Annotated in this window: 29 protein-coding genes and 1 other annotated feature; of the genes, 16 read left to right on the top strand and 13 right to left on the bottom strand. The window is 55.1% G+C overall.

Annotated elements, in window-relative coordinates:
* Positions 1–119: 119 nt before the first annotated feature.
* The 3 genes from ACMGGQ_RS11070 to topA form a co-directional block, all read right to left on the bottom strand.
* Complete coding sequence (locus ACMGGQ_RS11070; protein ID WP_213327741.1) at positions 120–260, bottom strand: YmiA family putative membrane protein; 141 nt, start codon at positions 258–260, stop codon at positions 120–122.
* Between the two features lie 338 nt (positions 261–598).
* Positions 599–1573 (bottom strand): HTH-type transcriptional regulator CysB, encoded by a 975-nt coding sequence (gene cysB, locus ACMGGQ_RS11075; RefSeq protein ID WP_008502814.1) that lies wholly within the window; start codon positions 1571–1573, stop codon positions 599–601.
* Between the two features lie 187 nt (positions 1574–1760).
* Entirely contained in the window at positions 1761–4358 is a 2598-nt protein-coding gene (topA, locus tag ACMGGQ_RS11080; protein ID WP_420290044.1) for a type I DNA topoisomerase, read from the bottom strand.
* Positions 4359–4757: 399 nt separating this feature from the next.
* Between topA and ACMGGQ_RS11085 the strand changes: the two genes are divergently transcribed.
* Complete coding sequence (locus ACMGGQ_RS11085; RefSeq protein ID WP_003856804.1) at positions 4758–5009, top strand: YciN family protein; 252 nt, start codon at positions 4758–4760, stop codon at positions 5007–5009.
* 34 nt (positions 5010–5043) lie between these two features.
* Here the strand turns inward: ACMGGQ_RS11085 and sohB are convergent, their stop codons facing one another.
* Positions 5044–6090, bottom strand: coding sequence for a protease SohB (sohB, locus tag ACMGGQ_RS11090; protein WP_063621870.1), 1047 nt, complete (start codon positions 6088–6090; stop codon positions 5044–5046).
* Between the two features lie 251 nt (positions 6091–6341).
* On the opposite strand from sohB, the gene ACMGGQ_RS11095 reads away from it, so the two are divergent.
* Complete coding sequence (locus tag ACMGGQ_RS11095) at positions 6342–7103, top strand: YciK family oxidoreductase (RefSeq protein ID WP_063621872.1); 762 nt, start codon at positions 6342–6344, stop codon at positions 7101–7103.
* The gene (gene cobO / locus ACMGGQ_RS11100; protein WP_045908891.1) at positions 7100–7690 is read left to right on the top strand and encodes a cob(I)yrinic acid a,c-diamide adenosyltransferase; all 591 of its coding nucleotides are present in this window, start codon (positions 7100–7102) and stop codon (positions 7688–7690) included. Before ACMGGQ_RS11095 ends, cobO begins: the two co-directional genes overlap by 4 nt.
* A gap of 35 nt (positions 7691–7725) precedes the next feature.
* On the opposite strand, the gene rluB is transcribed toward cobO, so the two are convergent.
* The 3 genes from rluB to rnm form a co-directional block, all read right to left on the bottom strand.
* Complete coding sequence (rluB, locus tag ACMGGQ_RS11105; protein ID WP_008502809.1) at positions 7726–8601, bottom strand: 23S rRNA pseudouridine(2605) synthase RluB; 876 nt, start codon at positions 8599–8601, stop codon at positions 7726–7728.
* Positions 8602–8697: 96 nt separating this feature from the next.
* On the bottom strand, positions 8698–9318 hold the full coding sequence (locus ACMGGQ_RS11110) for an L-threonylcarbamoyladenylate synthase (RefSeq protein WP_003856793.1): 621 nt from the start codon (positions 9316–9318) through the stop codon (positions 8698–8700).
* Positions 9315–10196, bottom strand: a complete 882-nt coding sequence (gene rnm, locus ACMGGQ_RS11115; RefSeq protein ID WP_045908893.1) for an RNase RNM — start codon at positions 10194–10196, stop codon at positions 9315–9317. Before rnm ends, ACMGGQ_RS11110 begins: the two co-directional genes overlap by 4 nt.
* Positions 10197–10335: 139 nt before the next feature.
* Between rnm and trpL the strand changes: the two genes are divergently transcribed.
* The 8 genes from trpL to yedF all read left to right on the top strand — a co-directional run bounded on the left by trpL (position 10336) and on the right by yedF (position 18631).
* Positions 10336–10380, top strand: coding sequence for a trp operon leader peptide (trpL, locus tag ACMGGQ_RS11120; protein ID WP_106993556.1), 45 nt, complete (start codon positions 10336–10338; stop codon positions 10378–10380).
* Positions 10357–10450 (top strand) — a sequence feature (Trp leader region). Its footprint overlaps the gene before it by 24 nt.
* A gap of 25 nt (positions 10451–10475) precedes the next feature.
* Entirely contained in the window at positions 10476–12038 is a 1563-nt protein-coding gene (locus ACMGGQ_RS11125; protein ID WP_045908894.1) for an anthranilate synthase component 1, read from the top strand.
* Positions 12038–13633 carry a bifunctional anthranilate synthase glutamate amidotransferase component TrpG/anthranilate phosphoribosyltransferase TrpD gene (gene trpD / locus ACMGGQ_RS11130; protein ID WP_008502806.1) on the top strand — a complete coding sequence of 532 codons (1596 nt, stop codon included), beginning with the start codon at positions 12038–12040 and terminating at the stop codon, positions 13631–13633. Before ACMGGQ_RS11125 ends, trpD begins: the two co-directional genes overlap by 1 nt.
* 3 nt (positions 13634–13636) lie before the next feature.
* Complete coding sequence (gene trpCF, locus ACMGGQ_RS11135; RefSeq protein WP_063621874.1) at positions 13637–14995, top strand: bifunctional indole-3-glycerol-phosphate synthase TrpC/phosphoribosylanthranilate isomerase TrpF; 1359 nt, start codon at positions 13637–13639, stop codon at positions 14993–14995.
* Positions 14996–15005: 10 nt separating this feature from the next.
* Positions 15006–16199 (top strand): tryptophan synthase subunit beta, encoded by a 1194-nt coding sequence (gene trpB, locus ACMGGQ_RS11140; RefSeq protein WP_024907111.1) that lies wholly within the window; start codon positions 15006–15008, stop codon positions 16197–16199.
* Entirely contained in the window at positions 16199–17008 is an 810-nt protein-coding gene (gene trpA / locus ACMGGQ_RS11145; protein WP_262780539.1) for a tryptophan synthase subunit alpha, read from the top strand. Before trpB ends, trpA begins: the two co-directional genes overlap by 1 nt.
* A 181-nt stretch (positions 17009–17189) precedes the next feature.
* Positions 17190–18401, top strand: a complete 1212-nt coding sequence (gene yedE, locus ACMGGQ_RS11150) for a selenium metabolism membrane protein YedE/FdhT (RefSeq protein ID WP_420290045.1) — start codon at positions 17190–17192, stop codon at positions 18399–18401.
* On the top strand, positions 18398–18631 hold the full coding sequence (gene yedF, locus ACMGGQ_RS11155) for a sulfurtransferase-like selenium metabolism protein YedF (RefSeq protein ID WP_003856774.1): 234 nt from the start codon (positions 18398–18400) through the stop codon (positions 18629–18631). Before yedE ends, yedF begins: the two co-directional genes overlap by 4 nt.
* Positions 18632–18787: 156 nt before the next feature.
* Here yedF and ACMGGQ_RS11160 read toward each other — a convergent pair whose 3' ends face one another.
* Positions 18788–18997: a hypothetical protein gene (locus ACMGGQ_RS11160; RefSeq protein WP_420290046.1), complete on the bottom strand. Its 210-nt coding sequence runs from the start codon at positions 18995–18997 to the stop codon at positions 18788–18790.
* 145 nt (positions 18998–19142) lie between these two features.
* Positions 19143–19775 (bottom strand): outer membrane protein OmpW, encoded by a 633-nt coding sequence (gene ompW / locus ACMGGQ_RS11165; protein WP_032674934.1) that lies wholly within the window; start codon positions 19773–19775, stop codon positions 19143–19145.
* A gap of 282 nt (positions 19776–20057) precedes the next feature.
* On the opposite strand from ompW, the gene ACMGGQ_RS11170 reads away from it, so the two are divergent.
* From ACMGGQ_RS11170 to yciA, 4 genes are all read left to right on the top strand, one after another.
* Positions 20058–20462 (top strand): YkgJ family cysteine cluster protein, encoded by a 405-nt coding sequence (locus tag ACMGGQ_RS11170; protein ID WP_032674935.1) that lies wholly within the window; start codon positions 20058–20060, stop codon positions 20460–20462.
* Positions 20463–20487: 25 nt separating this feature from the next.
* Entirely contained in the window at positions 20488–21231 is a 744-nt protein-coding gene (locus tag ACMGGQ_RS11175; RefSeq protein WP_420290047.1) for a YciC family protein, read from the top strand.
* Between the two features lie 56 nt (positions 21232–21287).
* Complete coding sequence (locus ACMGGQ_RS11180) at positions 21288–21827, top strand: septation protein A (protein ID WP_028018783.1); 540 nt, start codon at positions 21288–21290, stop codon at positions 21825–21827.
* Between the two features lie 104 nt (positions 21828–21931).
* Positions 21932–22327, top strand: coding sequence for an acyl-CoA thioester hydrolase YciA (gene yciA / locus ACMGGQ_RS11185; RefSeq protein ID WP_008502796.1), 396 nt, complete (start codon positions 21932–21934; stop codon positions 22325–22327).
* Positions 22328–22365: 38 nt separating this feature from the next.
* On the opposite strand, the gene tonB is transcribed toward yciA, so the two are convergent.
* Positions 22366–23088 carry a TonB system transport protein TonB gene (gene tonB, locus ACMGGQ_RS11190; protein ID WP_196364980.1) on the bottom strand — a complete coding sequence of 241 codons (723 nt, stop codon included), beginning with the start codon at positions 23086–23088 and terminating at the stop codon, positions 22366–22368.
* Positions 23089–23308: 220 nt separating this feature from the next.
* Here tonB and ACMGGQ_RS11195 point away from each other — a divergent pair, with 220 nt between their 5' ends.
* On the top strand, positions 23309–23605 hold the full coding sequence (locus tag ACMGGQ_RS11195) for a YciI family protein (protein ID WP_023327637.1): 297 nt from the start codon (positions 23309–23311) through the stop codon (positions 23603–23605).
* Positions 23606–23646: 41 nt separating this feature from the next.
* Here ACMGGQ_RS11195 and ACMGGQ_RS11200 read toward each other — a convergent pair whose 3' ends face one another.
* The 3 genes from ACMGGQ_RS11200 to ACMGGQ_RS11210 all read right to left on the bottom strand — a co-directional run bounded on the left by ACMGGQ_RS11200 (position 23647) and on the right by ACMGGQ_RS11210 (position 25614).
* Complete coding sequence (locus ACMGGQ_RS11200; RefSeq protein ID WP_420290048.1) at positions 23647–24600, bottom strand: bifunctional helix-turn-helix transcriptional regulator/GNAT family N-acetyltransferase; 954 nt, start codon at positions 24598–24600, stop codon at positions 23647–23649.
* Between the two features lie 93 nt (positions 24601–24693).
* Positions 24694–25329 carry a leucine efflux protein LeuE gene (gene leuE / locus ACMGGQ_RS11205; RefSeq protein ID WP_048029752.1) on the bottom strand — a complete coding sequence of 212 codons (636 nt, stop codon included), beginning with the start codon at positions 25327–25329 and terminating at the stop codon, positions 24694–24696.
* 111 nt (positions 25330–25440) lie between these two features.
* Positions 25441–25614, bottom strand: a complete 174-nt coding sequence (locus ACMGGQ_RS11210) for a YciY family protein (protein ID WP_021240326.1) — start codon at positions 25612–25614, stop codon at positions 25441–25443.
* Positions 25615–25725 lie beyond the last annotated feature (111 nt).

The raw sequence follows: 25725 nt of genomic DNA on the forward strand, positions 1-25725 counted from the left end.
CGGCGTCAGTTTCCAGGACGCGGGTACAACAGTCGCAGGTGCTTTACGCCCTCTGTGGCCGCTGTCACGATGCTGACACATCTGTTTTACCGAAGCTGTACGTACCGTCACTGACATATTTAACCCCAATATTTCCAGGCCAGGAGAGCAACCACCACCCAAAACAGGGTAGAGACGAGAAAGACCGCCAGCCAGGCTTTACGCTTGAGCGCAGGATCCCTTTGCGGTTCTTCACTTCCTGAAGGCATTGCTAACCTCATACAATCGACATCGCTTATCATTTAGGACCAAACAATTGGTACAATTAATCATCTGTTGAGATAAATCCTAAAGAAACTTTAGCCGAAAAGCCAGTGAATTTACGCACCGGGAGGTATGAAATATTCAATCTTTTGACCAGAAATAAATAATTGAAAAGAAAAATTTGCGAAGGCGTAAATTAGTTTCTACTTTTGTCGCCAATTCACGACATTATAACCTTACGTATTAAATGGATAATGACATTATATGGCAGGGGAATCGCAGATGATGATAATTCTAATTTAGCTTTGAGAGGTTATTTCGGTATCTTTCCCTGGGGGAAAGATACCGGGTGTGATTATTTTTCGGGAAGTTTGATGTCTTTAAACATCTCTTCAATATCTTCATTTGAGCGTAATGCCACGGCGGTATCAACCACATCACGCGTTAAATGAGGGGCAAAGCGCTGAATAAAATCATACATATAGCTGCGCAGGAAGGTGCTGCGGCGGAAACCAATTTTTGTGGTGCTATGGCTGAAAACGTCGTGCGCATCAAGACGCACCAGGTCAGGGTCTGACACCGGATCCACCGCCATGCTGGCAATGACGCCCACCCCCAATCCAAGCCGGACATAGGTCTTAATCACGTCGGCGTCCGTCGCGGTAAAGACAATGCGCGGCGTTAACCCTGCCCGGTTAAAGGCCGTATCAAGCTCGGACCGGCCGGTAAAGCCAAAGGTATACGTCACCAGAGGATACTGGGCCAGCTCTTCGATAGTGACCGACCCTTTACCCGCCAGGGGGTGATCGGGGGTCACCACAATAGAGCGGTTCCAGTGGTAGCACGGGAGCATGACCAGATCGTCATACAGGTGAAGCGCTTCGGTGGCGATGGCAAAGTCTGCATTCCCCTTGGAGACGGCTTCAGCGATTTGCGTTGGCGAGCCCTGGTGCATATGCAACGAGACGCGAGGATAACGCTCGATAAAGCCTTTGATCACGCCGGGCAGCGCATAGCGCGCCTGCGTATGCGTGGTGGCAATATACAGCGAGCCTTTATCCGGCCAGGTATGCTCCCCTGCCACAGACTTAATCGCATCGACTTTGGAGAGGACTTCCCGCGCAATGCGGATGATTTCCTGCCCCGCCGGCGTCACCTGGGTAAGATGCTTACCGCTGCGGGCGAAGATCTGAATGCCTAACTCATCCTCCAGCATACGAACTTGTTTGCTGATGCCCGGTTGCGAGGTATACAACCCCTCGGCGGTAGAAGAGACGTTAAGGTTATGATTCACCACCTCAACGATATAACGAAGCTGCTGTAATTTCATGCCAGACCATCCGATTTAGCGCATGCGGTCAATCGCTTAAGACGATTTAATAATAAGAAACAGGTTAACTATAACCACTATATCATTTATAGCCTGACTGTATAGTACGGAACAAAAAATAATAACAAGGTAATAAAAAAGGGCCGGAAATCCGGCCCTTTCACAGGTAAGTTACGGTTAGGGAAGATTATTTCTTGCCTTCAACCCATTTGCCATCGACAAAGAAGGCTGACCATCCGGTCGCTTTACCCTCTTTCTCTGCCGCAACGTACTGCTGCTTAGTTTTACGGCTAAACCGCACCACGGTTTTGTTGCCTTCCGGATCCTGCTGTGGCGCATCGGCCAGATAACGCAGTTTCTCCGGCAGACGATCGCGGAAGCGATGCAGCTCTTCCACCAGCGGCGCACGGGTTTCACGCGATTTCGGGAAGGTGTTGGCGGCCAGGAAGACACCTGCCGCGCCGTCACGCAGCACGAAGTACGCGTCGGATTTCTCACAAGGCAATTCAGGCAGCGGAACCGGATCTTCCTTCGGCGGAGCCACTTCACCGTTACGCAGAATTTTGCGCGTGTTTTTACATTCGTCGTTGGTGCAGGCCATGTACTTACCGAAACGCCCCATTTTCAGGTGCATTTCAGAACCACACTTCTCGCACTCCACAATCGGGCCGTCATAGCCTTTAATGCGGAACTCGCCCTCTTCGATCTCATACCCGTCACACGTTGGGTTATTACCACACACGTGCAGCTTGCGTTTTGGATCGATCAGGTAGCTGTCCATTGCCGTGCCGCATTTTTTGCAGCGGCGCTTGGCACGCAGAGCGTTAGTTTCCGCATCGTCACCTTCCAGCACGTTGAGAACTTCGTTCTCCGGCACCAGGTTAATGGTGGTTTTGCAGCGCTCTTTTGGCGACAGCGCATAGCCGGAGCAGCCGAGGAACACGCCCGTGGTGGCAGTACGGATCCCCATCTTGCGGCCACAGGTTGGGCAGTCGATGCTGGTCAGTACCATCTGGTTAGGCAGCATGCCGCCCTCTTCAGGGTCTTTCTCCGCTTTTTCAAGCTGGTCGGTGAAATCGCTGAAGAAGCTGTCGAGGACCTTTTTCCATTCTGCCTGGTGGCTGGCAACCTGGTCGAGACTGTCTTCCATTTGCGCGGTGAAATCGTAGTTCATCAGCTCGCGGAAGTTGGCTTCCAGACGATCAGTGACGATCTCACCCATTTTTTCCGCATAGAAACGACGGTTTTCAACACGGACGTAACCGCGATCCTGAATCGTCGAGATAATTGACGCGTAGGTCGACGGACGGCCAATACCGCGCTTTTCCAGCTCTTTTACCAGAGATGCTTCACTGAAGCGTGCAGGTGGCTTGGTGAAGTGCTGAGCCGGGATCAGCTCAACCAGAGACAGTTCATCACCTTTGTTCACCGCAGGCAGCGTTCGATCTTCATCACCTTTACGCAGCGCAGGCATTACTTTCGTCCAGCCGTCGAAACGCAGAATACGACCGCGCGCCTTGAGACGGAAATCACCCGCTCCGACGGTCAGCGTGGTGGAGTCGTACTGGGCCGGGGTCATCTGGCACGCCACGAACTGACGCCAGATCAGCTGATACAGCTTCTGCGCGTCGGCTTCCATATCTTTCAGTGATTCAGCGAGCACAGAGACATCAGAAGGACGAATCGCTTCGTGCGCTTCCTGAGAATTCTCTTTGCTGGCAAACTGGTTAGCGCTTTCCGGCAGGTATTTCTTACCGAAGTTGTCGCTGATGTAGCCACGCACCATGTTGACCGCGTCCTGACTCAGGTTGGTTGAGTCGGTACGCATGTAGGTGATGTAACCCGCTTCATACAAGCGCTGGGCCATCATCATGGTCTTCTTCACGCCGTAACCCAGACGGGTGCTTGCCGCCTGTTGCAGGGTGGAGGTGATAAACGGCGCACCAGGCTTGCTGCTGGTCGGTTTGTCTTCACGTTCCAGTACCTGATAGCGTGCCTTTTCCAGCAGCGCCACGGCGGCCATGGTCTGGTCGCGGTTTTCCGGACGGAAAGGCTTATCGTTCTGATGGCTTACCTGCAGCGGCAGAGCGTCACCGCCCGGCGTGGTCAAATTGGCATCAACTTCCCAGAACTCTTCCGGCACGAAGGCTTTAATTTCGCGCTCACGCTCAACGACCAGACGCACGGCGACGGATTGCACGCGACCTGCGGACAGGCCACGGGCAATCTTCTTCCACAGCAGTGGAGAAACCATGTAACCCACGACGCGGTCCATAAAGCGACGCGCCTGCTGGGCGTTGACGCGGTCGATATTCAGCTCGCCCGGCTTCTCAAACGCCTGACGAATCGCATTCTTCGTAATTTCGTTAAACACTACGCGGCTGTAGCGTTTGTCATCACCCCCGATCACTTCCCGCAGGTGCCACGCAATGGCTTCCCCTTCGCGGTCAAGGTCGGTTGCGAGATAGATGTGGTCTGCTTTTTCAGCCAGCTGCTTCAGCTCGTTAACGACTTTTTCTTTCCCTGGAAGCACTTCATATTGTGCATCCCAGTTATGCCATGGGTTAACACCCATGCGGTTGACAAGCGCGCTACGTTCATCCTTTTTAGGCTTTTTAGCCCCTTTGGTGGAGGTAGAGTCTGCGCTCTTTTTGCTGGCTGAGCCACTGGTCGGCAAATCGCGGATATGACCAACGCTGGACTTAACCACGTAGTCATTACCCAGATACTTATTGATCGTTTTGGCTTTTGCCGGGGACTCAACGATGACGAGAGCTTTACCCATATTCACCTTTACCTAATTTAATTCTTCCAGGAATACGCCGCACGTTGATTTCCCTTCCGCTGACGACGAGCCAATGATATTGCGACTGCGTCAGGAGATATCAACCCCTTTGTCTTACCGGGCGTTAAAGAAAAGCCGCCCAGGTGATTGAGTTCTCGGGTATTTTTCTCACATCTCGTGTAATTCGTGACGAATTCCCGGTTGAATGTCAAGCAATTCTGTTGCCAGAATGACGAAAGCGCACACTCTACCTGATAAAATTCGTTACGCAACTTTATTAGCATGCAAAAGCAAATCCTGCCAGCCAGGCCCCTGCAGCTTATCCCCTCACATTACAGGGAAAATTTGCCCCCAAAGCGCCCTCGGCGTAGACTATTGTCACTGTTTAAGGAGTGGATTATGCAGAATACGACCCAACCTATTGACCGAGCCTCTCTGCTTATCGAAGCAAACAAGCTTATTCGTGACCATGAAGATACGCTGGCAGGCATTGAAGCCACCGGCGTAGAGCAGCGAAATGGCGTGCTGGTTTTCAGCGGCGAATACTTCCTTGATGAACAGGGCCTACCGACCCCGAAAAGCACCGCCGTGTTTAACATGTTTAAATACCTGGCGCACACGCTTTCCGAGAAATATCACCTGGTCGATTAACGTAAAACGCGAGGCATAAGCCTCGCGTTTTTGTTTACAGCAGCGGTTTTTGTCCGCGCTGTAGCCAGCGGAGCAGCAGGCGGTCCGCGCTTTCTGCGGCACTGTTGGTAAAGCGGTCAAGGAGTCGCTTGCGCTGGGCAAAGCGGACGCCTACCAGTTCCCGACCTTCCATCAGGTTGAGCAGCAGATCGTCACTGGTTCCGACTTCATCCACCAGCCCTTTCTCCTGCGCCTGAACGCCGTACCAGTGCTCACCCGTCGCGACCTGCTCAATGTCCAGCGTCGGGCGCATACGGTGCACAAAGTCTTTAAAGAGATGATGCGTTTCGTTGAGATCCTCACGGAATTTTTGGCGCCCTTCTTCCGTGTTTTCCCCCAGCAGCGTCAGGGTGCGTTTGTACTGACCCGCCGTGTGAAGTTCGATATCAATCTCTTTATTTTTCAGGAAGCGGTTAAAGTTCGGGATCTGCGCGACCACGCCGATCGAGCCAATAATAGAAAACGGTGCGGCCACAATTTTGTCCGCCACGCAGGCCATCATGTAGCCACCGCTCGCCGCCACTTTATCTACGGCTACGGTCAGCGGGATCTGTTTTTCACGCAGGCGCTGTAGCTGAGACGCGGCCAGGCCGTAGCCATGCACGACACCTCCCGGGCTTTCAAGACGAACAACGACCTGATCCTGCGGCGTCGCCACGGCCAGAACGGCCGTCACTTCCTCCCGCAAAGAGGACACTTCATGCGCATCCATGCTGCCCTTAAAATCGAGCACGTAGACGCGGGGCGCGACCTTATCCTGTGGCGTATTGAGCTTCGCCTTTGCTTTTGCCGCTTTGGCTTCCTGTTTATGCTTTTTCTTCTGCGCTTTGAGCCACAGTTTCTGTTGATGACTGTCAAGCAGCGCCAGAGACATCTCTTCCTGCATCTCTTTATACTGCTCGCTCAGGCGGGTGATGCGTAACTCCCCACGCTGACGCTTGCGCTGCGTCAGGTTGACAATCAGAACGGCAACCACCGCAATGGCAATCACCACCGTCGCGATTTTCGCCAAAAACAACCCATATTGAGAAAGTAATTCCACGCGTTCCACCTTGATTTAACCACGAATCTTTCACGGCAGTGTACAACAGCCCTGCCCATGCGTCTCGCTCGTGACATTACCTCTGCGAGCCGCCTTCAGGAATCCCCGGTCTGGCGTTTAAATATTTGCAAATTGTTAATTTTACAGCAATGCGTCCTGTAGACTGATTGAATTATCAGGCGAATTCGGGCATAAAGCCGAAAAGTCACAAAAGAAGGCGTCTTTGAGTCACAGTGCGCCGAGGAGTCACCTTGCATTATCAACCGCAAAAAAATCTGCTGCAGAACCACATCATTCTTGTCACTGGGGCCAGCGACGGGATTGGCCGTGAAGCAGCGCTGACCTACGCTGAGTATGGCGCGAGCGTCATCCTGACCGGCCGCAACGAAGAAAAACTTAAAGGGGTGGCGCAGGAGATTGAAGCCGCAGGTGGGATTCCTGCTCGCTGGTACACGCTCGATCTGCTCACCTGCACGCCCGCGTCATGTCAGGAGCTTGCTCACCGCATCAGCACCCATTACCCGCGCCTGGACGGCGTACTGCACAATGCCGGCTTGCTTGGCGAAGTTCGCCCGATGGATGAACAGGATCCCGAGATCTGGCAGGAGGTCATGCAGGTCAACGTCAACGGGACGTTTTTCCTGACCCAGGCACTGCTTCCTTTATTACTCAAATCGGATTCAGGTTCACTGGTATTCACCTCCTCCAGCGTAGGCCGTGAGGGGCGTGCAAACTGGGGTGCCTATGCCGTTTCAAAATTCGCGACCGAAGGCATGATGCAGGTGCTGGCAGAGGAGTACCAAAGCCGCCATCTGCGCGTAAACTGCATTAACCCGGGCGGTACGCGCACCAAAATGCGCGCCAGCGCCTTCCCAACGGAAGATCCGCAGAAGCTGAAAACGCCGGCAGACATTATGCCGCTCTATCTCTGGCTAATGGGCGACGACAGCCGCCGCAAAACCGGGATGACCTTTGACGCCCAGCCAGGCCGTAAACCAGGAATATCGCAATGAGTGAAGAACGTCACCAGCAGCGCCAACAGCGTCTGAAGGAACAGGTTGATGCGCGCGTCGCGGCCGCTCAGGATGAGCGCGGGATCGTCATCGTCTTTACCGGCAACGGCAAAGGGAAAACCACGGCCGCATTCGGCACGGCGACACGCGCCGTCGGCCACGGGCAGAAGGTCGGCGTTATCCAGTTTATTAAAGGTGAGTGGCCTAACGGCGAGCGTAATCTGCTTGAGCCCCACGGCGTTGAATTCCAGGTGATGGCGACCGGATTTACGTGGGACACCCAGAACCGCGAAACCGATACCGCAGCCTGTCTGGCCGTCTGGGAGCACGCTAAAAGAATGTTGGCCGATCCTTCACTCAATATGGTTCTGCTGGATGAGATCACGTATATGGTCGCCTACGACTATTTGCCGCTGGAAGACGTGCTTAATGCACTGAAAGACCGTCCCGCCCATCAGACGGTTATCATCACGGGCCGCGGGTGCCATCGGGATATTCTGGAACTGGCCGATACCGTCAGCGAGCTGCGTCCGGTTAAACATGCGTTTGATGCGGGCATCAAAGCGCAAATAGGGATTGATTACTAAAGAAAAAAGCCCGGTGTCTTCACCGGGCTTTTACATTAACCGTTGTTATTACGGCTGCCAGAGCGGCGGTTGCTGCTCACCTGGCTGTGACGCTTCACCGCACGGCGAATCTGGTTCGCCTTCATGCGGCGACGATCTTTTTCCACCGCCACTTTAGAGGTGGTTTCCGGCGTCAGACCGACCAGCTCGCGCAGGTAGTTGGTCTGGGTCAGATCCAGTTCGGTATATCCCCCACGCGGCAGGCCTTTTGGCAGCAGGATGTCGCCGTAACGGACACGGATCAGGCGGCTAACCTGCACGCCCACCGCTTCCCAGAGACGACGCACCTCGCGGTTGCGGCCTTCGGTCAGGGTCACGTTGTACCACTGGTTGATGCCTTCCCCACCGGTAAATTTGATGGTTTTGAACGCCGCAGGACCGTCTTCCAGCTGAACGCCACGTGACAGGTCGCGCAGTTTATTCTCGTCAACCTGGCCGAACACGCGCACGGCGTATTCACGTTCCACTTCACGGCTTGGGTGCATCAGACGGTTTGCCAGTTCACCATCGGTGGTAAACAGCAGCAGACCACAGGTATTCACGTCCAGACGACCAACGGCAATCCAGCGAGCGCCACGCAGTTTAGGCAGACGGTCAAACACCGTCGGGCGACCTTCCGGGTCATTGCGGGTACACAGCTCGCCTTCCGGCTTGTAGTAAGCCAGCACGCGGCAGATTTGTTCAGCAGACTCTTTCACGGAGATAAGATGACCGTCGATACGGATCTTCAGCCCCGGTACGATTTCTACGCGGTCACCCAGCGTGGCGATTTTACCGTCCACACTCACGCGGCCCGCTTCAATAATGGCTTCGATTTCACGGCGTGAACCGTGGCCGGCACGCGCCAGCACTTTCTGTAACTTCTCGCTCATTGAGCTTCCTCAGGTGTCGCCTTCACAGGCGTCGAATCAGGTCAAAAGAGGGCTGAGCCCTGCTTTGATGGCCGCGTAGTATATCTGCTTATACCATTACAAGAAAGGCTTTACGTCACCCACGCCTTCTCGAATCACTTCCGGTGCATCTTCGGTTAAGTCGACCACGGTGGTCGGCTGCTGGCCGAGATAACCGCCGTGAATAATCAGCTCGACCACCTTCTCCAGACGATCTTTGATCTCTTCCGGATCGGACTCGGTAAACTCGCTGCCCGGCAGCATCAGCGAGGTAGAGAGCATCGGTTCGCCGAGGGTTTCCAGCAGCGCCTGCGCAATCGGGTTCGACGGCACGCGCATGCCGATCGTCTTACGCTTTTCCTGCAGCAGGCGACGCGGCACCTCTTTCGTCCCTTTCAGGATGAAGGTGTAGTTGCCCGGCGTGTTGTTCTTGATCAGGCGAAACGCCACGTTATCCACATAAGCATAGGTGGACAGCTCAGAGAGATCGCGGCACATCAGGGTAAAGTTATGGCCGTCCGGCAGCTGGCGAATACGGCAAATGCGTTCCATCGCCCCTTTATCTTCAATTTTGCAGCCCAGCGCGTAGCCGGAATCGGTCGGGTAAACAATCACGCCGCCTTTGCGGACGATCTCCACGGCCTGGTTAATCAGACGTGGCTGCGGGTTGTCCGGATGGATATAGAAAAACTGACTCATACTTCCCTCTCTTCAATTTGCTGCGGCTGTTCCCAGAGCTGCCAGACCGGCTCAACGCCAGCGGGCAGCCAGAGCTTGCGCCCCAGTTCGATCCAGGCGCAGGGCTGATGGAAATCAGAACCCTGTGAGCCAAGCAGACCGTACTGTCGGGCATAGGTCGCGAGCTGCGCGCGCTCATTGGGCGCCTGCTGACACTGGGCGACTTCCATCGCCTCACCACCGTTTTCGGCAAAGTGCGCCAGCAGCCTTTTCAGCCATTTAGCAGAAAGATTATACCGCCCCGGATGGGCCAGCACGGCCTTACCGCCAGAATGATGAATCACATCAATAGCTTGTTTTATTGTACACCACTGTGGCGGAACGTATCCGGTTTTCCCGCGCGCCAGATACTTTTTAAAGACATCCGCCATCGTCGTGGCTTTACCCGCCTCTACCAGAAAACGGGCGAAATGACCGCGCGTGACCGCCCCGCCGTTCGCCAGCTTTTGGGCACCTTCCAGCGCACCCGGAATATGCGCCTTTTCCAGACGTTCGCCGATCATCTCTGCGCGCTGGTTGCGGCGCGTTTTTTGTTCTTGCAAAAAAGCAGTCAGTGCCGGATGGTCTATATCGATGTTCAGGCCAACGATATGAATCTCATGGTTTTCCCAGACGGTCGAAATTTCGACACCGGAGACCAGATTAAGCGCCAGCCCGCTGCGGGCGATCTCGGCGCGCGCCGCCGGAATGGCATCCGTCGTATCGTGATCGGTTATCGCCAGCGTACCGACGCGCATTTCAACGGCACGATGAACCAGGGCTTCGGGTGTCAGCAGGCCATCAGAGGCCTGAGTATGGCTGTGTAAATCATAAATAATAGCGTAGGTGGTATCGCTCAAAGCACTTCCCATAACAGGTTGGAGACATCCGAAACCATCATGATACCGACTTATATCGAAATTCTGAAATCAAGGGTTGACAACACGCCATCGAACTAGTTAACTAGTACGCAAGTTCACACGAGAAAGGTATCTGAAAATGACAGCACATTTCACTCTGCACGGTTGGTGGCGTACTTCCTGATCATCGGGCAGTGTCACGCGTCTGCGAAATGCAAACAGATACCCGCCCGCTACCCAGCGGGCTTTTTTTTGAACAGAATAAATGAGAACACCAACATGCAAACAGCCAAACCCCATCTCGAATTGCTGACCTGCGAGGCGGCCTATCGCCACAACCCGACCGCGCTGTTTCATCAGGTGTGCGGGGCACGCCCGGCAACGCTGCTGCTGGAATCTGCGGACATTGACAGCAAGGACGATCTCAAAAGCCTACTGCTGGTCGACAGCGCGTTGCGCATTACCGCTCTAGGTGACACTGTCACAATCAAGGCCTTATCAGACAACGGCGCCTCGCTGCTGCCACTGCTGGATGCCGCCCTGCCTTCAGGCATCGAAAACGAACGTCATCCAGAAATGCGTATTCTGCATTTCCCGCCGGTTAGCCAGTTGCTGGATGAAGACGCGCGCCTGTGCTCCCTTTCCGTCTTCGATGCCTTCCGCCTGCTGCAGAACCTGGTCACCGTTCCGCACGATGAGCGTGAAGCGATGTTCTTTGGCGGGCTGTTTGCCTACGACCTGGTCGCCGGATTTGAAGATTTACCGGAAACCGAGCAGGGCAATCGCTGCCCGGACTATTGCTTCTATCTGGCCGAAACCCTGCTGGTGATCGACCATCAGAAACAGTACACCCGTATCCAGGCCAGCCTGTTCACGCCTTCGACCGCTGAGAAAAACCGTCTTGAGCACCGCATCGCGCAGCTTCAGCAGCAGATGACGGAAGCGCCACCTGCACTGCCGGTACAGCGCGTGGAAAAAATGACCTGCGATGTGAACCAGACCGACGATCAGTACGGTGCCGTGGTTCGCCAGATGCAAAAAGCGATTCGCGCCGGGGAAATTTTCCAGGTTGTACCGTCTCGTCGCTTCTCTCTGCCCTGCCCGTCTCCGCTGGCCGCTTACGACGTGCTGAAAAAGAGCAACCCAAGCCCGTACATGTTCTTTATGCAGGACAACGACTTCACGCTGTTCGGCGCCTCGCCGGAAAGCTCACTGAAATATGACGCCACCAGCCGTCAGATTGAGATCTACCCGATCGCCGGAACCCGTCCACGTGGACGTCGCCCAGACGGCTCGCTGGATCGCGATCTCGACAGCCGCATCGAGCTGGAAATGCGCACCGACCATAAAGAGCTCTCTGAGCACCTGATGCTGGTTGACCTGGCGCGTAACGATCTGGCTCGTATTTGCACCCCAGGCAGCCGCTACGTGGCGGACCTGACTAAAGTCGACCGCTATTCATTCGTGATGCACCTGGTCTCCCGCGTGGTCGGTGAGCTGCGCCACGACCTCGACGTGCTGCACGCCTACCGCGCCTGCATGAACATGGGCACCCTGAGCGGTGCGCCGAAAGTGCGCGCTATGCAGCTGATTGCCGCCGCCGAAGGGCGTCGTCGCGGCAGCTACGGCGGTGCGGTAGGCTATTTTACGGCCCACGGTGACCTCGATACCTGCATCGTCATCCGCTCCGCCTATGTTGAAGACGGTATTGCCACCGTCCAGGCGGGTGCCGGGATTGTTCTTGATTCTGTTCCGCAGTCTGAAGCTGACGAAACGCGCAGCAAAGCCCGTGCGGTCCTTCGCGCCATTGCTACCGCACACCATGCACAGGAGATTTTCTGATGGCTGACATTCTGCTGCTCGATAATATCGACTCCTTTACCTACAACCTGGCAGATCAGCTGCGTGCGAATGGCCATAACGTCGTTATCTATCGCAACCACGTACCGGCGCAGACCCTGATTGACCGTCTGGCCACCATGCAAAACCCGGTGCTGATGCTCTCTCCGGGGCCAGGCGCACCGAGCGAAGCAGGCTGTATGCCGGAGCTGCTGACCCGTATGCGCGGCAAGCTGCCGATTATCGGCATCTGCCTCGGTCATCAGGCGATTGTTGAAGCCTACGGCGGTTACGTAGGCCAGGCGGGTGAGATCCTGCACGGTAAAGCGTCCAGCATCGAACATGACGGCCAGGCCATGTTTGCCGGGCTGCCGAATCCGCTCCCGGTCGCGCGCTACCACTCGCTGGTCGGCAGCAACATTCCCGCCGGGCTGACGATCAACGCCTCGTTTGAAGGGATGGTGATGGCGGTACGTCACGACGCGGATCGCGTCTGCGGGATGCAGTTCCATCCGGAATCCATCCTGACCTCCCACGGTGCCCGCCTGCTGGAGCAGACACTCGACTGGGCGTTACAGAAGCTGGAGCAGACCAACACCCTGCAGCCGATTCTGGAAAAACTGTATCAGGCGCAAACCCTGAGCCAGCAGGAGAGCCACCAGCTCTTCTCCGCCGTGGTTCGCGGTGAGCTGAAGCCGGAACAGCTGGCGGCCGCACTGGTGAGCATGAAGGTCCGCGGTGAAAGCCCGCAGGAGATCGCCGGTGCCGCCACGGCCCTGCTGGAAAATGCCGCCCCGTTCCCGCGTCCGGACTATCCGTTTGCCGATATCGTCGGCACCGGCGGTGACGGCAGCAACAGTATCAATATTTCAACCGCCAGCGCCTTTGTGGCCGCAGCGTGTGGCCTGAAAGTGGCGAAGCACGGTAACCGCAGCGTGTCCAGCCGGTCAGGCTCGTCTGATTTACTCGCGGCATTCGGCATTAATCTCGATATGAACGCCGAACGTTCCCGTGAAGCGCTGGATGACCTGGGCGTCTGCTTCCTGTTTGCGCCGAAGTATCACACCGGTTTCCGCCACGCAATGCCGGTTCGTCAGCAGCTTAAAACCCGCACGCTGTTTAACGTGCTCGGCCCCCTGATCAACCCGGCCCATCCACCGCTGGCGCTGATCGGTGTCTACAGTCCGGAACTGGTCCTGCCGATTGCTGAGACGCTGCGCGTGCTGGGTTACCAGCGTGCCGCCGTGGTGCACAGCGGCGGAATGGATGAAGTGTCACTGCATGCGCCGACGCTGGTAGCCGAACTGCGCGACGGTGAAATCCTGAGCTACCAGCTGGAAGCCGCTGACTTTGGTTTAACCCCGTATCACCAGGAAGCGCTGGCCGGCGGTACCCCGGAAGAAAACCGTGACATTCTGACGCGCTTATTACAAGGTAAGGGAGAGGTTGCCCATGAGGCCGCCGTTGCTGCCAACGTCGCCATGCTGATGCGTTTGCACGGCGAGGAAGACCTGAAGGCCAACGTTCAAAAAGTTCTGGATGTACTGCGCTCCGGTGCAGCTTACGATCGCGTTACCGCACTTGCGGCAAGAGGGTAAAGAATGCAGACCGTTTTAGCGAAAATCGTTGCCGATAAGGCCATCTGGGTGGAAGCCCGCAAGCAACAGCAGCCGCTTGCCAGTTTTCAGAATGACGTCGTCCCGAGCAGCCGTCGTTTCTATGACGCCCTGCAGGGTGCGCGCACCGCGTTTATTCTTGAGTGCAAAAAAGCGTCTCCGTCTAAAGGCGTTATCCGTGACGATTTCGACCCGGCGCGTATTGCCGGCATTTATAAGCATCATGCGTCCGCTATCTCCGTGCTGACGGATGAGAAATATTTTCAGGGTAGCTTCGATTTTCTGCCGATCGTCAGCGGTATCGCGCCGCAGCCGATCCTGTGCAAAGACTTTATCATCGACCCGTATCAGATCTGGCTGGCGCGCTTTTACCAGGCTGACGCCTGCCTGCTGATGCTCTCGGTGCTTGACGACGAGCAGTATCGCCAGCTCTCTGCCGTCGCGCACAGCCTGAAAATGGGCGTGCTGACCGAAGTGAGTAATGAAGAGGAGCTGGAGCGTGCGATTGCGCTGGAAGCCAAAGTGGTAGGCATTAATAACCGCGATCTGCGTGACCTGTCCATTGACCTGAACCGCACGCGCCAGCTGGCGCCGCGTCTGGGATCTGGCGTCACGGTGATCAGCGAATCCGGCATTAACAGCTATGCCCAGGTGCGCGAGCTGAGCCACTTCGCCAACGGTTTCCTGATTGGCTCCGCCATGATGGAACATGACGATCTCAATGCGGCAGTACGTCGCGTGCTGCTGGGTGAAAACAAAGTCTGCGGCTTAACCCGCGAACAGGACGCTCAGGCCGCGTATGAAGCCGGAGCGATTTATGGCGGGCTGATTTTTGTGGATTCCTCCCCTCGCGCGGTCAGCGAAGAGCAGGCGCGTAAGGTCATCGCCGCGGCTCCGCTCAGCTATGTTGGCGTGTTCCGCAATGCAGATATCGCAGAGGTGGTTGAAAAAGCCGACGCGTTATCCCTGAGCGCGGTGCAGCTTCACGGCGATGAAGATCAGGCCTATATCGATGCCCTGCGCGCCACGCTGGCACCGCAGGTACAGATCTGGAAAGCGCAACGCGTTGACGATACGTTGCCCCCGCGTAACCTGAACCACGTGGATAAATACGTCCTCGATAACGGCCAGGGCGGAACCGGCCAGCGTTTTGACTGGTCCTTGCTGAACGGCGAAAAGCTGGACAACGTCCTGCTGGCGGGCGGTTTAAGCCCGGACAACTGTGTAGAAGCCGCGAAAACCGGCTGCGCAGGCCTCGATTTCAATTCAGGCGTAGAGTCCCAGCCGGGTATTAAAGATGCCAGCAAACTGGCCTCGGTTTTTAAAACTCTGCGTGCATATTAAGGAAGAGAAGATGACGACATTACTTAACCCGTATTTTGGTGAGTTCGGCGGGATGTACGTCCCGCAAATCCTGATGCCCGCGCTGCGCCAGCTGGAAGAAGCGTTTGTGAGCGCACAAAAGGATCCGGCATTTCAGGCTGAATTTACCGACCTGCTGAAAAACTATGCAGGCCGCCCAACGGCCCTGACCAAATGCCGCAATCTGACGGAAGGCACGAAAACCACGCTGTATCTTAAGCGTGAAGACCTGCTGCACGGCGGCGCACACAAGACTAACCAGGTGCTGGGTCAGGCGCTGCTTGCGAAGCGTATGGGCAAAACCGAAATCATCGCCGAAACCGGCGCAGGCCAGCATGGCGTGGCCTCGGCGCTCGCCAGCGCCCTGCTCGGTCTGAAATGCCGCATCTATATGGGGGCGAAAGACGTTGAGCGTCAGTCTCCAAACGTTTTCCGTATGCGTCTGATGGGTGCGGAAGTGATCCCGGTGCACAGCGGCTCCGCGACGCTGAAGGATGCCTGTAACGAAGCGCTGCGCGACTGGTCTGGCAGCTACGAAACCGCGCACTATATGCTCGGTACCGCGGCGGGCCCGCACCCGTTCCCGACCATCGTGCGTGAATTCCAGCGCATGATCGGGGAAGAGACCAAAGCGCAGATCCTCGAAAAAGAGGGTCGTCTGCCGGATGCGGTCATCGCCTGCGTCGGCGGCGGATCTAACGCCATCGGCATGTTCGCAGACTTTATCGACGACACCAGCGTGGGTCTGATTGGCGTCGAGCCTGCGGGTCACGGCATTGAATCGGGAGAACACGGCGCGCCGCTGAAGCATGGCCGCGTGGGGATCTACTTCGGCATGAAATCCCCGATGATGCAGACCGATGAAGGCCAGATTGAAGAGTCTTACTCTATCTCTGCCGGCCTCGACTTCCCGTCCGTCGGGCCGCAGCACGCCTATCTGAACAGCACCGGTCGTGCGGACTATGTCTCCATTACCGATGACGAAGCGCTGGAAGCGTTTAAAACGCTATGCCGCAGCGAAGGGATCATCCCGGCGCTGGAGTCTTCACACGCTCTGGCCCATGCGCTGAAAATGATGAAAGACAATCCGGAAAAAGAACAGCTGCTGGTGGTCAACCTTTCCGGACGCGGTGACAAAGATATCTTCACCGTTCACGATATTCTGAAAGCACGAGGGGAAATCTGATGGAACGCTACGATAACGTATTTGCAGAACTGAAATCCCGCCAGGAAGGCGCGTTCGTTCCCTTCGTCACCCTGGGCGATCCGGGCCCTGAACAGTCGCTGAAGATCATCGACACCCTGATTGAAGCCGGTGCCGATGCGCTGGAGCTGGGGATCCCGTTCTCTGACCCGCTGGCGGATGGCCCGACCATCCAGAATGCGACGCTGCGTGCATTTGCCTCGGGCGTCACGCCGACCCAGTGCTTCGAGATGCTGGCGGCGGTCCGTCAGAAGCACCCCACTATCCCGATTGGCCTGCTGATGTACGCCAACCTGGTGTTCAACCGCGGTATCGATGAGTTTTACGCCGAGTGCGCCCGCGTGGGTGTCGACTCCGTTCTGGTCGCCGACGTGCCGGTTGAAGAGTCCGCGCCGTTCCGCCAGGCTGCGATGCGTCACAATGTCGCCCCGATTTTCATCTGCCCGCCAAACGCGGACGATGAGCTGCTGCGCCAGATTGCCTCTTACGGGCGCGGTTACACCTACCTGCTCTCCCGCGCAGGCGTGACCGGTGCCGAGAATAAAGCCGCATTGCCGCTGCATCATTTGGTGGAAAAGCTGGCCGAGTACCATGCCGCACCGCCGCTGCAGGGCTTCGGGATCTCCTCTCCGGATCAAGTCACCGCGGCGATTGACGCGAAGGCTGCGGGTGCCATTTCCGGCTCTGCGATTGTGAAGATCATCGAGAAGAACGTGGACAAGCCCGAGCAGATGCTGGCCGAGCTGAAGGCGTTTGTAACCGCCATGAAGGCGGCGACGCGTAAAGCCTGATCCCTCCACCGTCTGGCATCCCTGCCAGACGGTTAGCCTTTATTCCCCGCCATCAACAAAGGATGACGTTAAAATTGATCCTTTCGATATTTTCGGTGTGAATGGCTTTTCAAACCGTCGTGTAAGCGTATGATCTGGACTCTTTTTTATCTTTAATCCTTCTGAGTTCAGAGGCTTATTCATGTCATGGCAATCCTTCAAACAGGCTTACCTGGTTAAGTTCTGGTCACCCGTTCCGGCCGTTATCGCGGCAGGCATTCTCTCTACTTATTATTTTGGCATTACCGGTACCTTCTGGGCCGTAACCGGCGAGTTCACCCGCTGGGGTGGCCAACTGCTGCAACTCGCTGGCGTACATGCCGAAGAGTGGGGCTACTTTAAACTCATTCATCTGGACGGTACGCCGCTCACCCGCATCGACGGGATGATGATCATCGGCATGTTCGGCGGCTGCTTCGCTGCCGCGCTGTGGGCAAACAACGTTAAGTTGCGTATGCCCAAAAGCCGGATCCGCATTGTGCAGGCGGTTGTCGGCGGCATGATTGCCGGATTCGGCGCGCGTCTGGCGATGGGGTGTAACCTTGCCGCCTTCTTTACCGGGATCCCGCAGTTTTCGCTTCACGCCTGGTTCTTTGCCGTCGCCACGGCCATCGGCTCTTACTTTGGCGCAAAATTCACCCTGCTGCCGCTGTTTCGTATTCCAGTGAAAATGACAAAAGTCAGCGCAGCGTCTCCGTTAACCCAGAAGCCCTCTCAGGCCCGCCGCCGTTTCCGCCTCGGAATGCTGGTCTTTTTCGCCATGGTGGCATGGGCGCTCTGCACCGCCCTGAACCAGCCTAAGCTCGGTCTGGCGATGCTGTTCGGCGTGGGGTTTGGCCTGCTCATTGAACGCGCGCAGATCTGCTTCACCTCCGCGTTTCGCGATATGTGGATCACCGGGCGCACGATGATGGCGAAGGCGATTATCGCCGGGATGGCGGTCAGCGCCATCGGCATCTTCAGCTATGTTCAACTGGGCGTCGAACCAAAAATCATGTGGGCCGGTCCTAACGCGGTCATTGGCGGCCTGCTGTTCGGCTTCGGGATCGTGCTGGCTGGCGGGTGTGAAACCGGCTGGATGTATCGCGCCGTCGAAGGCCAGGTGCACTACTGGTGGGTGGGTCTGGGAAATGTGATTGGCTCGACGATCCTGGCGTACTACTGGGATGACGTGTCTCCCCTCCTGGCCACCAACTGGGACAAGATCAACCTGCTGAATACCTTCGGGCCTCTCGGCGGCCTGCTCGTCACCTACGCCCTGCTGTTGGTCGCATTTTTACTGGTCGTCGCACAGGAGAGACGTTTCTTCCGCCGTGCGAGCGTTAAAACAAAAACGCAGGAGAATGCAGCATGAAAGAGATTGTGCCTGATTATCGTCTGGATATGGTTGGCGAGCCCTGTCCATATCCGGCGGTGGCTACGCTTGAAGCGCTGCCGCAGCTTAAGAAAGGTGAAATTCTGGAGGTAGTCAGCGACTGCCCGCAGTCCATCAACAACATACCGCTGGACGCGAAAAACCACGGTTATACGGTGCTGGATATCCAGCAGGATGGCCCAACCATTCGCTATCTGATTCAAAAATGATCGTTAAGGGCCCCGTCAGGGGCCTTTATCGTATTGAATTATAAGACATCTTGATCCACGGCAAAAACGTGATTTTTGACTTAAGTAAAATCTCATTTCCCTTTTGAAGGAGGTTTTCGCGGTTTGATGTATTTACGAGCTTTACTGGTTTTCGCCTTATTGATTCCCTTCCATGCGCTGTCCCTGAATTTCTCTTCTACCTTCCTGCGCCTTAATTGTCCGCAACGAGGACTTGTCGAGGTCATTCTGCACGTCTATGACCATACCCAGGAACGGTGGCGCGGTCATTTTGAAACCGGCGCGGGACATAAACGTGCGGGTGACACCGAAATTATCCCGTTTGCCAACGGCGATATTCTCTTCCATTCCCTGTCCAGCGACGCTTTCAGCTATTTATATGATGGGGAAACGATCCTGAGGCACTGCGTAAAGCTTGATGAGCGGCCGGTTTATCCGTCGTTTTGAAGTGAGCAAAGCAAACTGGCCACCCTGTGGCCAGTTTGACGGGGGATCAGAAACGATAACCCGCAGAGAACATAAACACCCACGGATCCAGGCGGGTATTGATACTTTGCTGCTGACCGCCCGCCTTGAAGCGTACGTCCGTATCAATATCCATATACCAGACCGAGGCGTTGATCAGCCAGTCGCGGTTAATCAGGTAATCCAGACCGACCTGTCCCGCCATGCCCCACGAATCTTTCAGGCTGAGGTCCGTCAGACCCGCCTCTTTACCGGTATCGTTGAATTTCTCATCAAAGAAGGTGGTGTAGTTCACACCGGCGCCAATATATGGACGCACCTTGCTGCTTGAGTCGCCAAAGTACCATTGCGCCATCAGCGTTGGCGGTAAATGGTGAACCGTGGCGATATCACCGGTTGGTCCTAAACCGACGCGATGACGGAACGGCGTTGCGGCCAGAAGCTCAACGCCCACGTTATCCGTCGCCATCCAGGTAAAGGTTAAACCTAACTGGGTGTTATTACTGACGTTAAAACCGCCCATTCCCAGCACGTTATCCGATCCTTCAGTTGGGCGAACCGTAGCCGAACCGGCACGAATAAAGAATTCGCCTGCTTCATGCGCATACGCGCCGCCAGAGAGACTGCTTAATACAAGGGCTGCCACCGCTAATTTTTTCATATCCGCTCCATCGTTGTGGTTTTAATCGCGGATGAGAATATACTCACAAAAGGGTAATAAGTGATCTGCCACAGATCACATTAAAACCAGTAACTTAACATTCATTGATCTGGATTAATTTTTTGTTACGCATCCAAAACCAATAAGTTGTTTCCATGTCAATTTTTGGCATTTCACGGTTACAAAATTTTCCCTTTTCCCCCTCTTGCTCTTCCTCTGGCGGCTGGATAATTTATCGCTCTCACAAGTTGATTTGATGCGTTCTTCTTTTGCAGGTGTGCCATGAGTGATATTAACCCGTGCATGACGTGCGGAGCCTGTTGTGCGTATTTTCGAGTCTCTTTCTACTGGGCCGAAGCCAGCGATGGCGGCGGTACCGTTCCGGTTCATCTTACCGAGCCGTTAACACCCTTTCTGCGCTGCATGAGCGGCACGAACCAAAAGCAGGCCCGCTGTGTGGCGCTACAGGGTGAGCCTGGGGTCGCGACCCGCTGTTCCATCTATGAGGATCGCCCCAGCCCGTGCCGGGAATTTGCCATGTCGGGGGAAGATGGGCAGGTCAACGAAGCCTGTAACCGCGCCCGCGCCCGCGTTGGATTACCGCCGCTTTACAAAGATATGCTTTTCCATACAAGCCTTGATGCTGCCACAGCAGGTGCATCCGGTGTACAATTGCCAGCTAATTAACACCTGCAATACTCAAGGAGAGTGCATGTCTATCACGGCGAAGTCTGTCTACCGTGACACGGGAAACTTTTTCCGCAATCAGTTCATTACCTTTTTACTGATCGCGTTGCTTTGCGCCTTTATCACGGTGGTGCTGGGTCATGCGTTCTCACCGAGTGAAGAACAGATTGCCAGCCTGAGCCAGGGCGACCATCTTGCGGGTAGCGTGGGGTTGTTTGAGCTGGTGCAAAACATGACGCCGGAGCAGCAGCAAATTCTGCTGCGCGCTTCTGCCGCGTCCACGTTCTCAGGCCTGATTGGTAATGCGGTTCTGGCGGGCGGCGTTTTGCTGATGATTCAGCTGGTATCGGCAGGTCACCGGGTCAGCGCCTTACGGGCGATTGGTGCCAGCGCGCCGGTCTTACCTAAGCTGTTTATCCTGATCTTTTTGACCACCCTGCTGGTGCAGATTGGGATTATGCTGGTTGTGGTGCCGGGCGTATTACTGGCTATCGTGCTCTCATTTGCCCCGGTGATGGTCGTGCAGGATAAGATGGGTATTTTTACCGCGATGCGCAACAGCATCAGACTGGCATGGGCTAATATGCGTCTGGTGGCGCCCGCCGTGATCGGCTGGCTGCTGGCCAAAACGCTGCTGTTATTGTTTGCGCCGAATTTTGCGGTTTTAACGCCTAATGTTGGCGCCGTGGTGGCGAATACGCTGAGCAATCTCATTTCAGCGGTACTGCTCGTCTATCTGTTCCGCCTGTATATGTTAATTCGTCAGTAATCCCGAGGCGGGGGGCATCGCTGTCTCCCGCCCCGCTCAGAAGATGGAATCACAGAATGAAGCAGTTTCTTGATTTTTTACCGCTCGCGGTGTTTTTCGCTGTCTATAAGTTGTACGACATTTTTGCTGCAACAAAAGCATTAATCGTTGTGACCGCCGTTGTGCTGATCTATAGCTGGATTCGCTATCGCAAAGTCGAAAAAATGGCACTTATTACGTTCATCCTAGTGGCGGTGTTCGGTGGATTGACCATTGCCTTGCATGATGTTGAATTTATTAAGTGGAAGGTGACTGTTATTTATGCGTTGTTTGCAGCAGCATTACTGTTCAGTCAATGGTTCATGAAAAAGCCCCTTATCCAGAGCATGTTAGGTAAAGAACTCACCCTGCCGCAGGTAGTCTGGTCGCGTCTGAATACTGCCTGGGCAATCTTCTTTATTCTCTGCGGTCTCGCTAATATCTATATCGCCTTCTGGCTGCCGCAGGATATCTGGGTCAACTTTAAGGTCTTTGGCCTGACTGCGCTGACGCTTATCTTCACGCTGTTGAGCGGTGTATACATCTATCGTCATATGCCGCAGGACGACAACCACTGATTACTGACTGACCAGAACGTCAACGACGGGCGTTCTGGTCTATTCTCTCCGCACGCGAATCATAGTAGCATCCCGCCTGAAGTCTTCCGTTACGAGTTAAAACAATGACAACAACTAACGCCCCTCAGGGCGAACTGGTTTTACGCACACTGGCAATGCCCGCTGACACCAATGCCAATGGCGATATTTTTGGCGGCTGGCTGATGTCGCAGATGGATATGGGCGGCGCAATTCTGGCAAAAGAGATTGCCCACGGGCGCGTGGTCACCGTGAGAGTGGACGGCATGACCTTCCTGCGCCCGGTTGCGGTGGGTGATGTGGTTTGCTGCTACGCGCGCTGCGTGAAACGCGGTAATACCTCCATTTCCATCAACATCGAAGTCTGGGTGAAGAAAGTCTCTTCTGAGCCGATTGGGCAACGTTATAAGGCCACTGAAGCGCTGTTTATTTATGTCGCTGTGGACAGCGAGGGTAAACCTCGTCAACTTCCACAGGCCTGATCGACAGGCAAAAAAAAGCCTCCTTTCGGAGGCTTTTTTTATTCCATCTGCGCCCCGCCGTTCAGGCGGAAAACAATATTGACGATCAATCCGCTACCCGGCTTGCCTGGCTCATAGCGCCATCTGCGCATGGCAGATTTCACTTCGCGCTCAAACATATTAGAAGGTTGCGCAGATAAGATTTCCACGTTATCCACGCGGCCATCCGCAGTGACATCAAATTTCACCCGTACACGGCCTTCAATACGCAAGGCCTGAGCTCGCGCCGGATACTGAGGCTGATTGCGGCTTACGGCTCGCGGGCCCGCTGGCGCGGTAACCGTTGGCTTTGACGTCGTTGCCGTATTGTTCATCACAGGACGTGAAGGCGCTGCATTTTCGACCGGCTGGGTCGCGCGCGGTTCAACCGGTCGTTCCTCGCGTTTCGGACGCTCCTCAACCTTCTTCACCGGCTTTGGCTTCGGCTTAGGTTTTGGCTTCGGTTCAGGTTTGTGGATCACCACCGGGGCTTCCTTCGGTGGCTCCGGAACGGGTTCGGGTTCTGGCTCCGGTTCAGCCACCGGCTGTGGCGGCGGAGGGGCAACCTGCGGCGGTTCAAGATCCGCTGGCGAGACCATCGTCACGGAAATTGGCTGCGCGGGCGCGGGCGTTTCAATAACCTGATGAACCGAGGTATACAGCAGACCCGCCACAACGGCACCGTGAATCACGACAGAAAGCAGCGTCGGCCAGGGAAAGCGGCGAGGTAAATCAAGGGTCATCGAAGTCATATTCATCAACGTTAAAAAACCGAACCCTGATTTTAAATGCAAATAGCAATCATATTCAATAAGACACTTTGCTCTGGCGCAACTTTAGCGCCTGAGAGGCCAAAAAAGGCGCATTCAGATCAGGGTATTAACATTGTTTTTATTTTACATTGCAGTCGATTGCCCTTTCACATAACGTAACTGACACTTTTACCGGTTAAGGAGCTTCGCCGTGTTTTACGTGATTTACTCTGAAGATGTTGCTGATTCGCTCGAAAAACGCCAGTCTGTGCGCCCTGCGCATCTGGCACGTTTGCAGTTGCTTCAGGATGAAGGCCGATTACTGACCGCTGGCCCCATGCCCGCAGTAGACAGCAACGATCCGGGTGCTGCCGGTTTTGCCGGCTCCACGGTTATTGCTGAATTTGAATCCCAGGAAGCCGCTCAGGCCTGGGCTGACGCAGACCCGTACGTTGCAGCGGGTGTGTATGCAAAAGTGACGGTCAGACCGTACAAGAAAGTGTTCTGATACCAAAGCGGCTCCGAAAGGAGCCTTTTTTATGGCGGCGATTACACGCCTCTGTACCGAGTAAACTGCTGCTCTGTAATCAGGCTCCCCCACTGGTCGCCTTCCCACTCCTTTACCAGCGTAAACCCAAACGACTCGTACAGACGCCGGGCGGCGGTCAGCTTATTGAACGTCCAGAGGTGCACGGCAGAAAAACCGACACTGTCGCAGAACCGCATCGCTTCATTCAGCAGTTTTTTCCCCACGCCGTGTCCCCGACAGCCATCATCAAGAATAAACCAGCGAAGATGGGCTTCACCCGGCGCCAGATCCTCGCCATCGATTGCCACCGATCCGACAATTTTGTCGTTGAGCACTGCCAGCCAAATCTGGTTACAGGGCTTCTCCAGTCTTTCACTGAACTCGGCCAGCCCAGAAGCCACTTTGGCCTCGAAGAAGCGACCAAAGTTATGCTCCCGCGAATAATAGCTGCCATGCATCTCCGCAATACGGCCAATCATGCCGGGGATATATCCCTGCACTATCTTCAGCTCGTCGGGCTGCATATCGTTGCCCGCCTCGCGGCATGCCAGCAGCGCGTTGGCATAAAGGGAAAGCCCCTCAGAGATGATCTGCTGCTGGGCAGGAGCAAGACGCTTTATTGCTGTGACCACGCGCTCATTGCTGAAGGCATTAATTTTGCTGACCGTCTCGTGACCTTTCGCGGTCAGCCTGAGGCTCTTTGCTCTCGCATCCTCAGCAGAAATGACTTCCTCGAGTTCGCCTGCGGCAATCAGGCGAGCCAGCATCCGGCTGACGCTGGACTTTTCCAGGCCCAGCAGTTGCACCAGCTGGCTCGCCGTCATCTCTTTGCGTAGAGCAATTTCGACCAGAGTATGGACGGCCGAAGGCGAGTAATTCGTTGAGGCCAGGGTAGACCCCATAAAACCTAACTCTCGCACCATCAGGCGCGAGGAACGTCGAATAACACTGACTACCGGGGTTTCGCTGTGCATGTTGTGTCCTCATCATTTAGTTGTACTATACAACTAAATGATGAGGGATTGTCAAACAGAATTAAAAAGGCTCCCGCAGGAGCCTTTCATCAATCAATGCAGCGACGCTAACCTCGCCGCAAACCCGACGAACAGCAGTCCTATCAGCCCGTTCCCCAGCTTTGCCAGTTTCTTTTTCGTTTTGAGATAACGCGTGACAAACGCACCGGAGAAGATCAGGAAGCTCATGTACATAAAGCTGATTAACTCAAGCGTCGTCGCGAGGATAAGGAAAGAGGTGCCAGTGCTCTGTGCGTTCACGTCAATGAACTGAACGAAGAACGATACGTAGAACAGAATCGCTTTTGGATTCGTCAAGCTCAATACCAGCGAACGTTTCATGATCGCGCTGGCAGGCTCGGTACCGCTTTCCTGAGCGTGATTCTGCCGGGTAATGACCGACCAGAGCATTTTGCCGCCCAGCCACAGCAGATAGAAGGCGCCGAGATAGCGCACGATATTAAACAGTACCGGCGTGGTCTGGATTAATGCCGCGACGCCCGCCCAGGCCAGAAACATCAGTACCGCATCGCCGATAAATACACCCGACGCGGCAAGGTACCCTTTTTTAACGCCGTGTCCAATTCCGGTTTTAAGCACAAACAGGGTATTCGGCCCCGGTACGAGCACGATAAAAAACGCGCCAACAACATACGTCCAGAAATTCAGTACGCCAAACTCCGCAAACACTTCTTCTCCCTCCTTTTGCTCAATACAGCAGGAATAGCGCTGCAAATACGCTACTCCTAAAAATCAGACTCTATAAAATCAGCGGGCACCATTACGGTGCCCTCATGGTACTCAGATATCCTGGACGGCGAACAGCAACGCGTTGCGATGCCGGGTCATTCCACATTTTCTGATGGCGTGAATACGCATATTGCGGCGGGATTGTGCTTCCAGCCAACGAGCTTTGCGACGACTCACCTGTCGCAACATGCGCCAGCGCCCTACTTCTGTTCTACTGCGCTTCATGTCTACAACTCTTTCTCTAACAGAGGCGACATTATAAACCCATGCTGGCAGCAAACCAGCGCTTTTACCTGGCGTTTTTATTTGCCAGATGAATCCTGATGCGTACACTCA

This window comes from Enterobacter sp. BNK-13, assembly GCF_048685015.1.
Classification (GTDB): Bacteria; Pseudomonadota; Gammaproteobacteria; order Enterobacterales; family Enterobacteriaceae; genus Enterobacter; species Enterobacter quasiroggenkampii.

Coding starts and splice junctions, on each gene's coding strand:
- tonB (WP_196364980.1), bottom strand. CDS start 23,088: ATGACCCTTGATTTACCTCGCCGCTTTCCCTGGCCGACGCTGCTTTCT.
- trpB (WP_024907111.1), top strand. CDS start 15,006: ATGACGACATTACTTAACCCGTATTTTGGTGAGTTCGGCGGGATGTAC.
- trpA (WP_262780539.1), top strand. CDS start 16,199: ATGGAACGCTACGATAACGTATTTGCAGAACTGAAATCCCGCCAGGAA.
- trpD (WP_008502806.1), top strand. CDS start 12,038: ATGGCTGACATTCTGCTGCTCGATAATATCGACTCCTTTACCTACAAC.
- ACMGGQ_RS11085 (WP_003856804.1), top strand. CDS start 4,758: ATGCAGAATACGACCCAACCTATTGACCGAGCCTCTCTGCTTATCGAA.
- rluB (WP_008502809.1), bottom strand. CDS start 8,601: ATGAGCGAGAAGTTACAGAAAGTGCTGGCGCGTGCCGGCCACGGTTCA.
- ompW (WP_032674934.1), bottom strand. CDS start 19,775: ATGAAAAAATTAGCGGTGGCAGCCCTTGTATTAAGCAGTCTCTCTGGC.
- ACMGGQ_RS11125 (WP_045908894.1), top strand. CDS start 10,476: ATGCAAACAGCCAAACCCCATCTCGAATTGCTGACCTGCGAGGCGGCC.
- yedF (WP_003856774.1), top strand. CDS start 18,398: ATGAAAGAGATTGTGCCTGATTATCGTCTGGATATGGTTGGCGAGCCC.
- ACMGGQ_RS11110 (WP_003856793.1), bottom strand. CDS start 9,318: ATGAGTCAGTTTTTCTATATCCATCCGGACAACCCGCAGCCACGTCTG.
- ACMGGQ_RS11175 (WP_420290047.1), top strand. CDS start 20,488: ATGTCTATCACGGCGAAGTCTGTCTACCGTGACACGGGAAACTTTTTC.
- ACMGGQ_RS11170 (WP_032674935.1), top strand. CDS start 20,058: ATGAGTGATATTAACCCGTGCATGACGTGCGGAGCCTGTTGTGCGTAT.
- cobO (WP_045908891.1), top strand. CDS start 7,100: ATGAGTGAAGAACGTCACCAGCAGCGCCAACAGCGTCTGAAGGAACAG.
- topA (WP_420290044.1), bottom strand. CDS start 4,358: ATGGGTAAAGCTCTCGTCATCGTTGAGTCCCCGGCAAAAGCCAAAACG.
- ACMGGQ_RS11200 (WP_420290048.1), bottom strand. CDS start 24,600: ATGCACAGCGAAACCCCGGTAGTCAGTGTTATTCGACGTTCCTCGCGC.
- yedE (WP_420290045.1), top strand. CDS start 17,190: ATGTCATGGCAATCCTTCAAACAGGCTTACCTGGTTAAGTTCTGGTCA.
- trpCF (WP_063621874.1), top strand. CDS start 13,637: ATGCAGACCGTTTTAGCGAAAATCGTTGCCGATAAGGCCATCTGGGTG.
- ACMGGQ_RS11210 (WP_021240326.1), bottom strand. CDS start 25,614: ATGAAGCGCAGTAGAACAGAAGTAGGGCGCTGGCGCATGTTGCGACAG.
- ACMGGQ_RS11180 (WP_028018783.1), top strand. CDS start 21,288: ATGAAGCAGTTTCTTGATTTTTTACCGCTCGCGGTGTTTTTCGCTGTC.
- yciA (WP_008502796.1), top strand. CDS start 21,932: ATGACAACAACTAACGCCCCTCAGGGCGAACTGGTTTTACGCACACTG.
- cysB (WP_008502814.1), bottom strand. CDS start 1,573: ATGAAATTACAGCAGCTTCGTTATATCGTTGAGGTGGTGAATCATAAC.
- ACMGGQ_RS11070 (WP_213327741.1), bottom strand. CDS start 260: ATGAGGTTAGCAATGCCTTCAGGAAGTGAAGAACCGCAAAGGGATCCT.
- ACMGGQ_RS11160 (WP_420290046.1), bottom strand. CDS start 18,997: ATGGAAGAGAATATCGCCGTTGGCAAACGGGATAATTTCGGTGTCACC.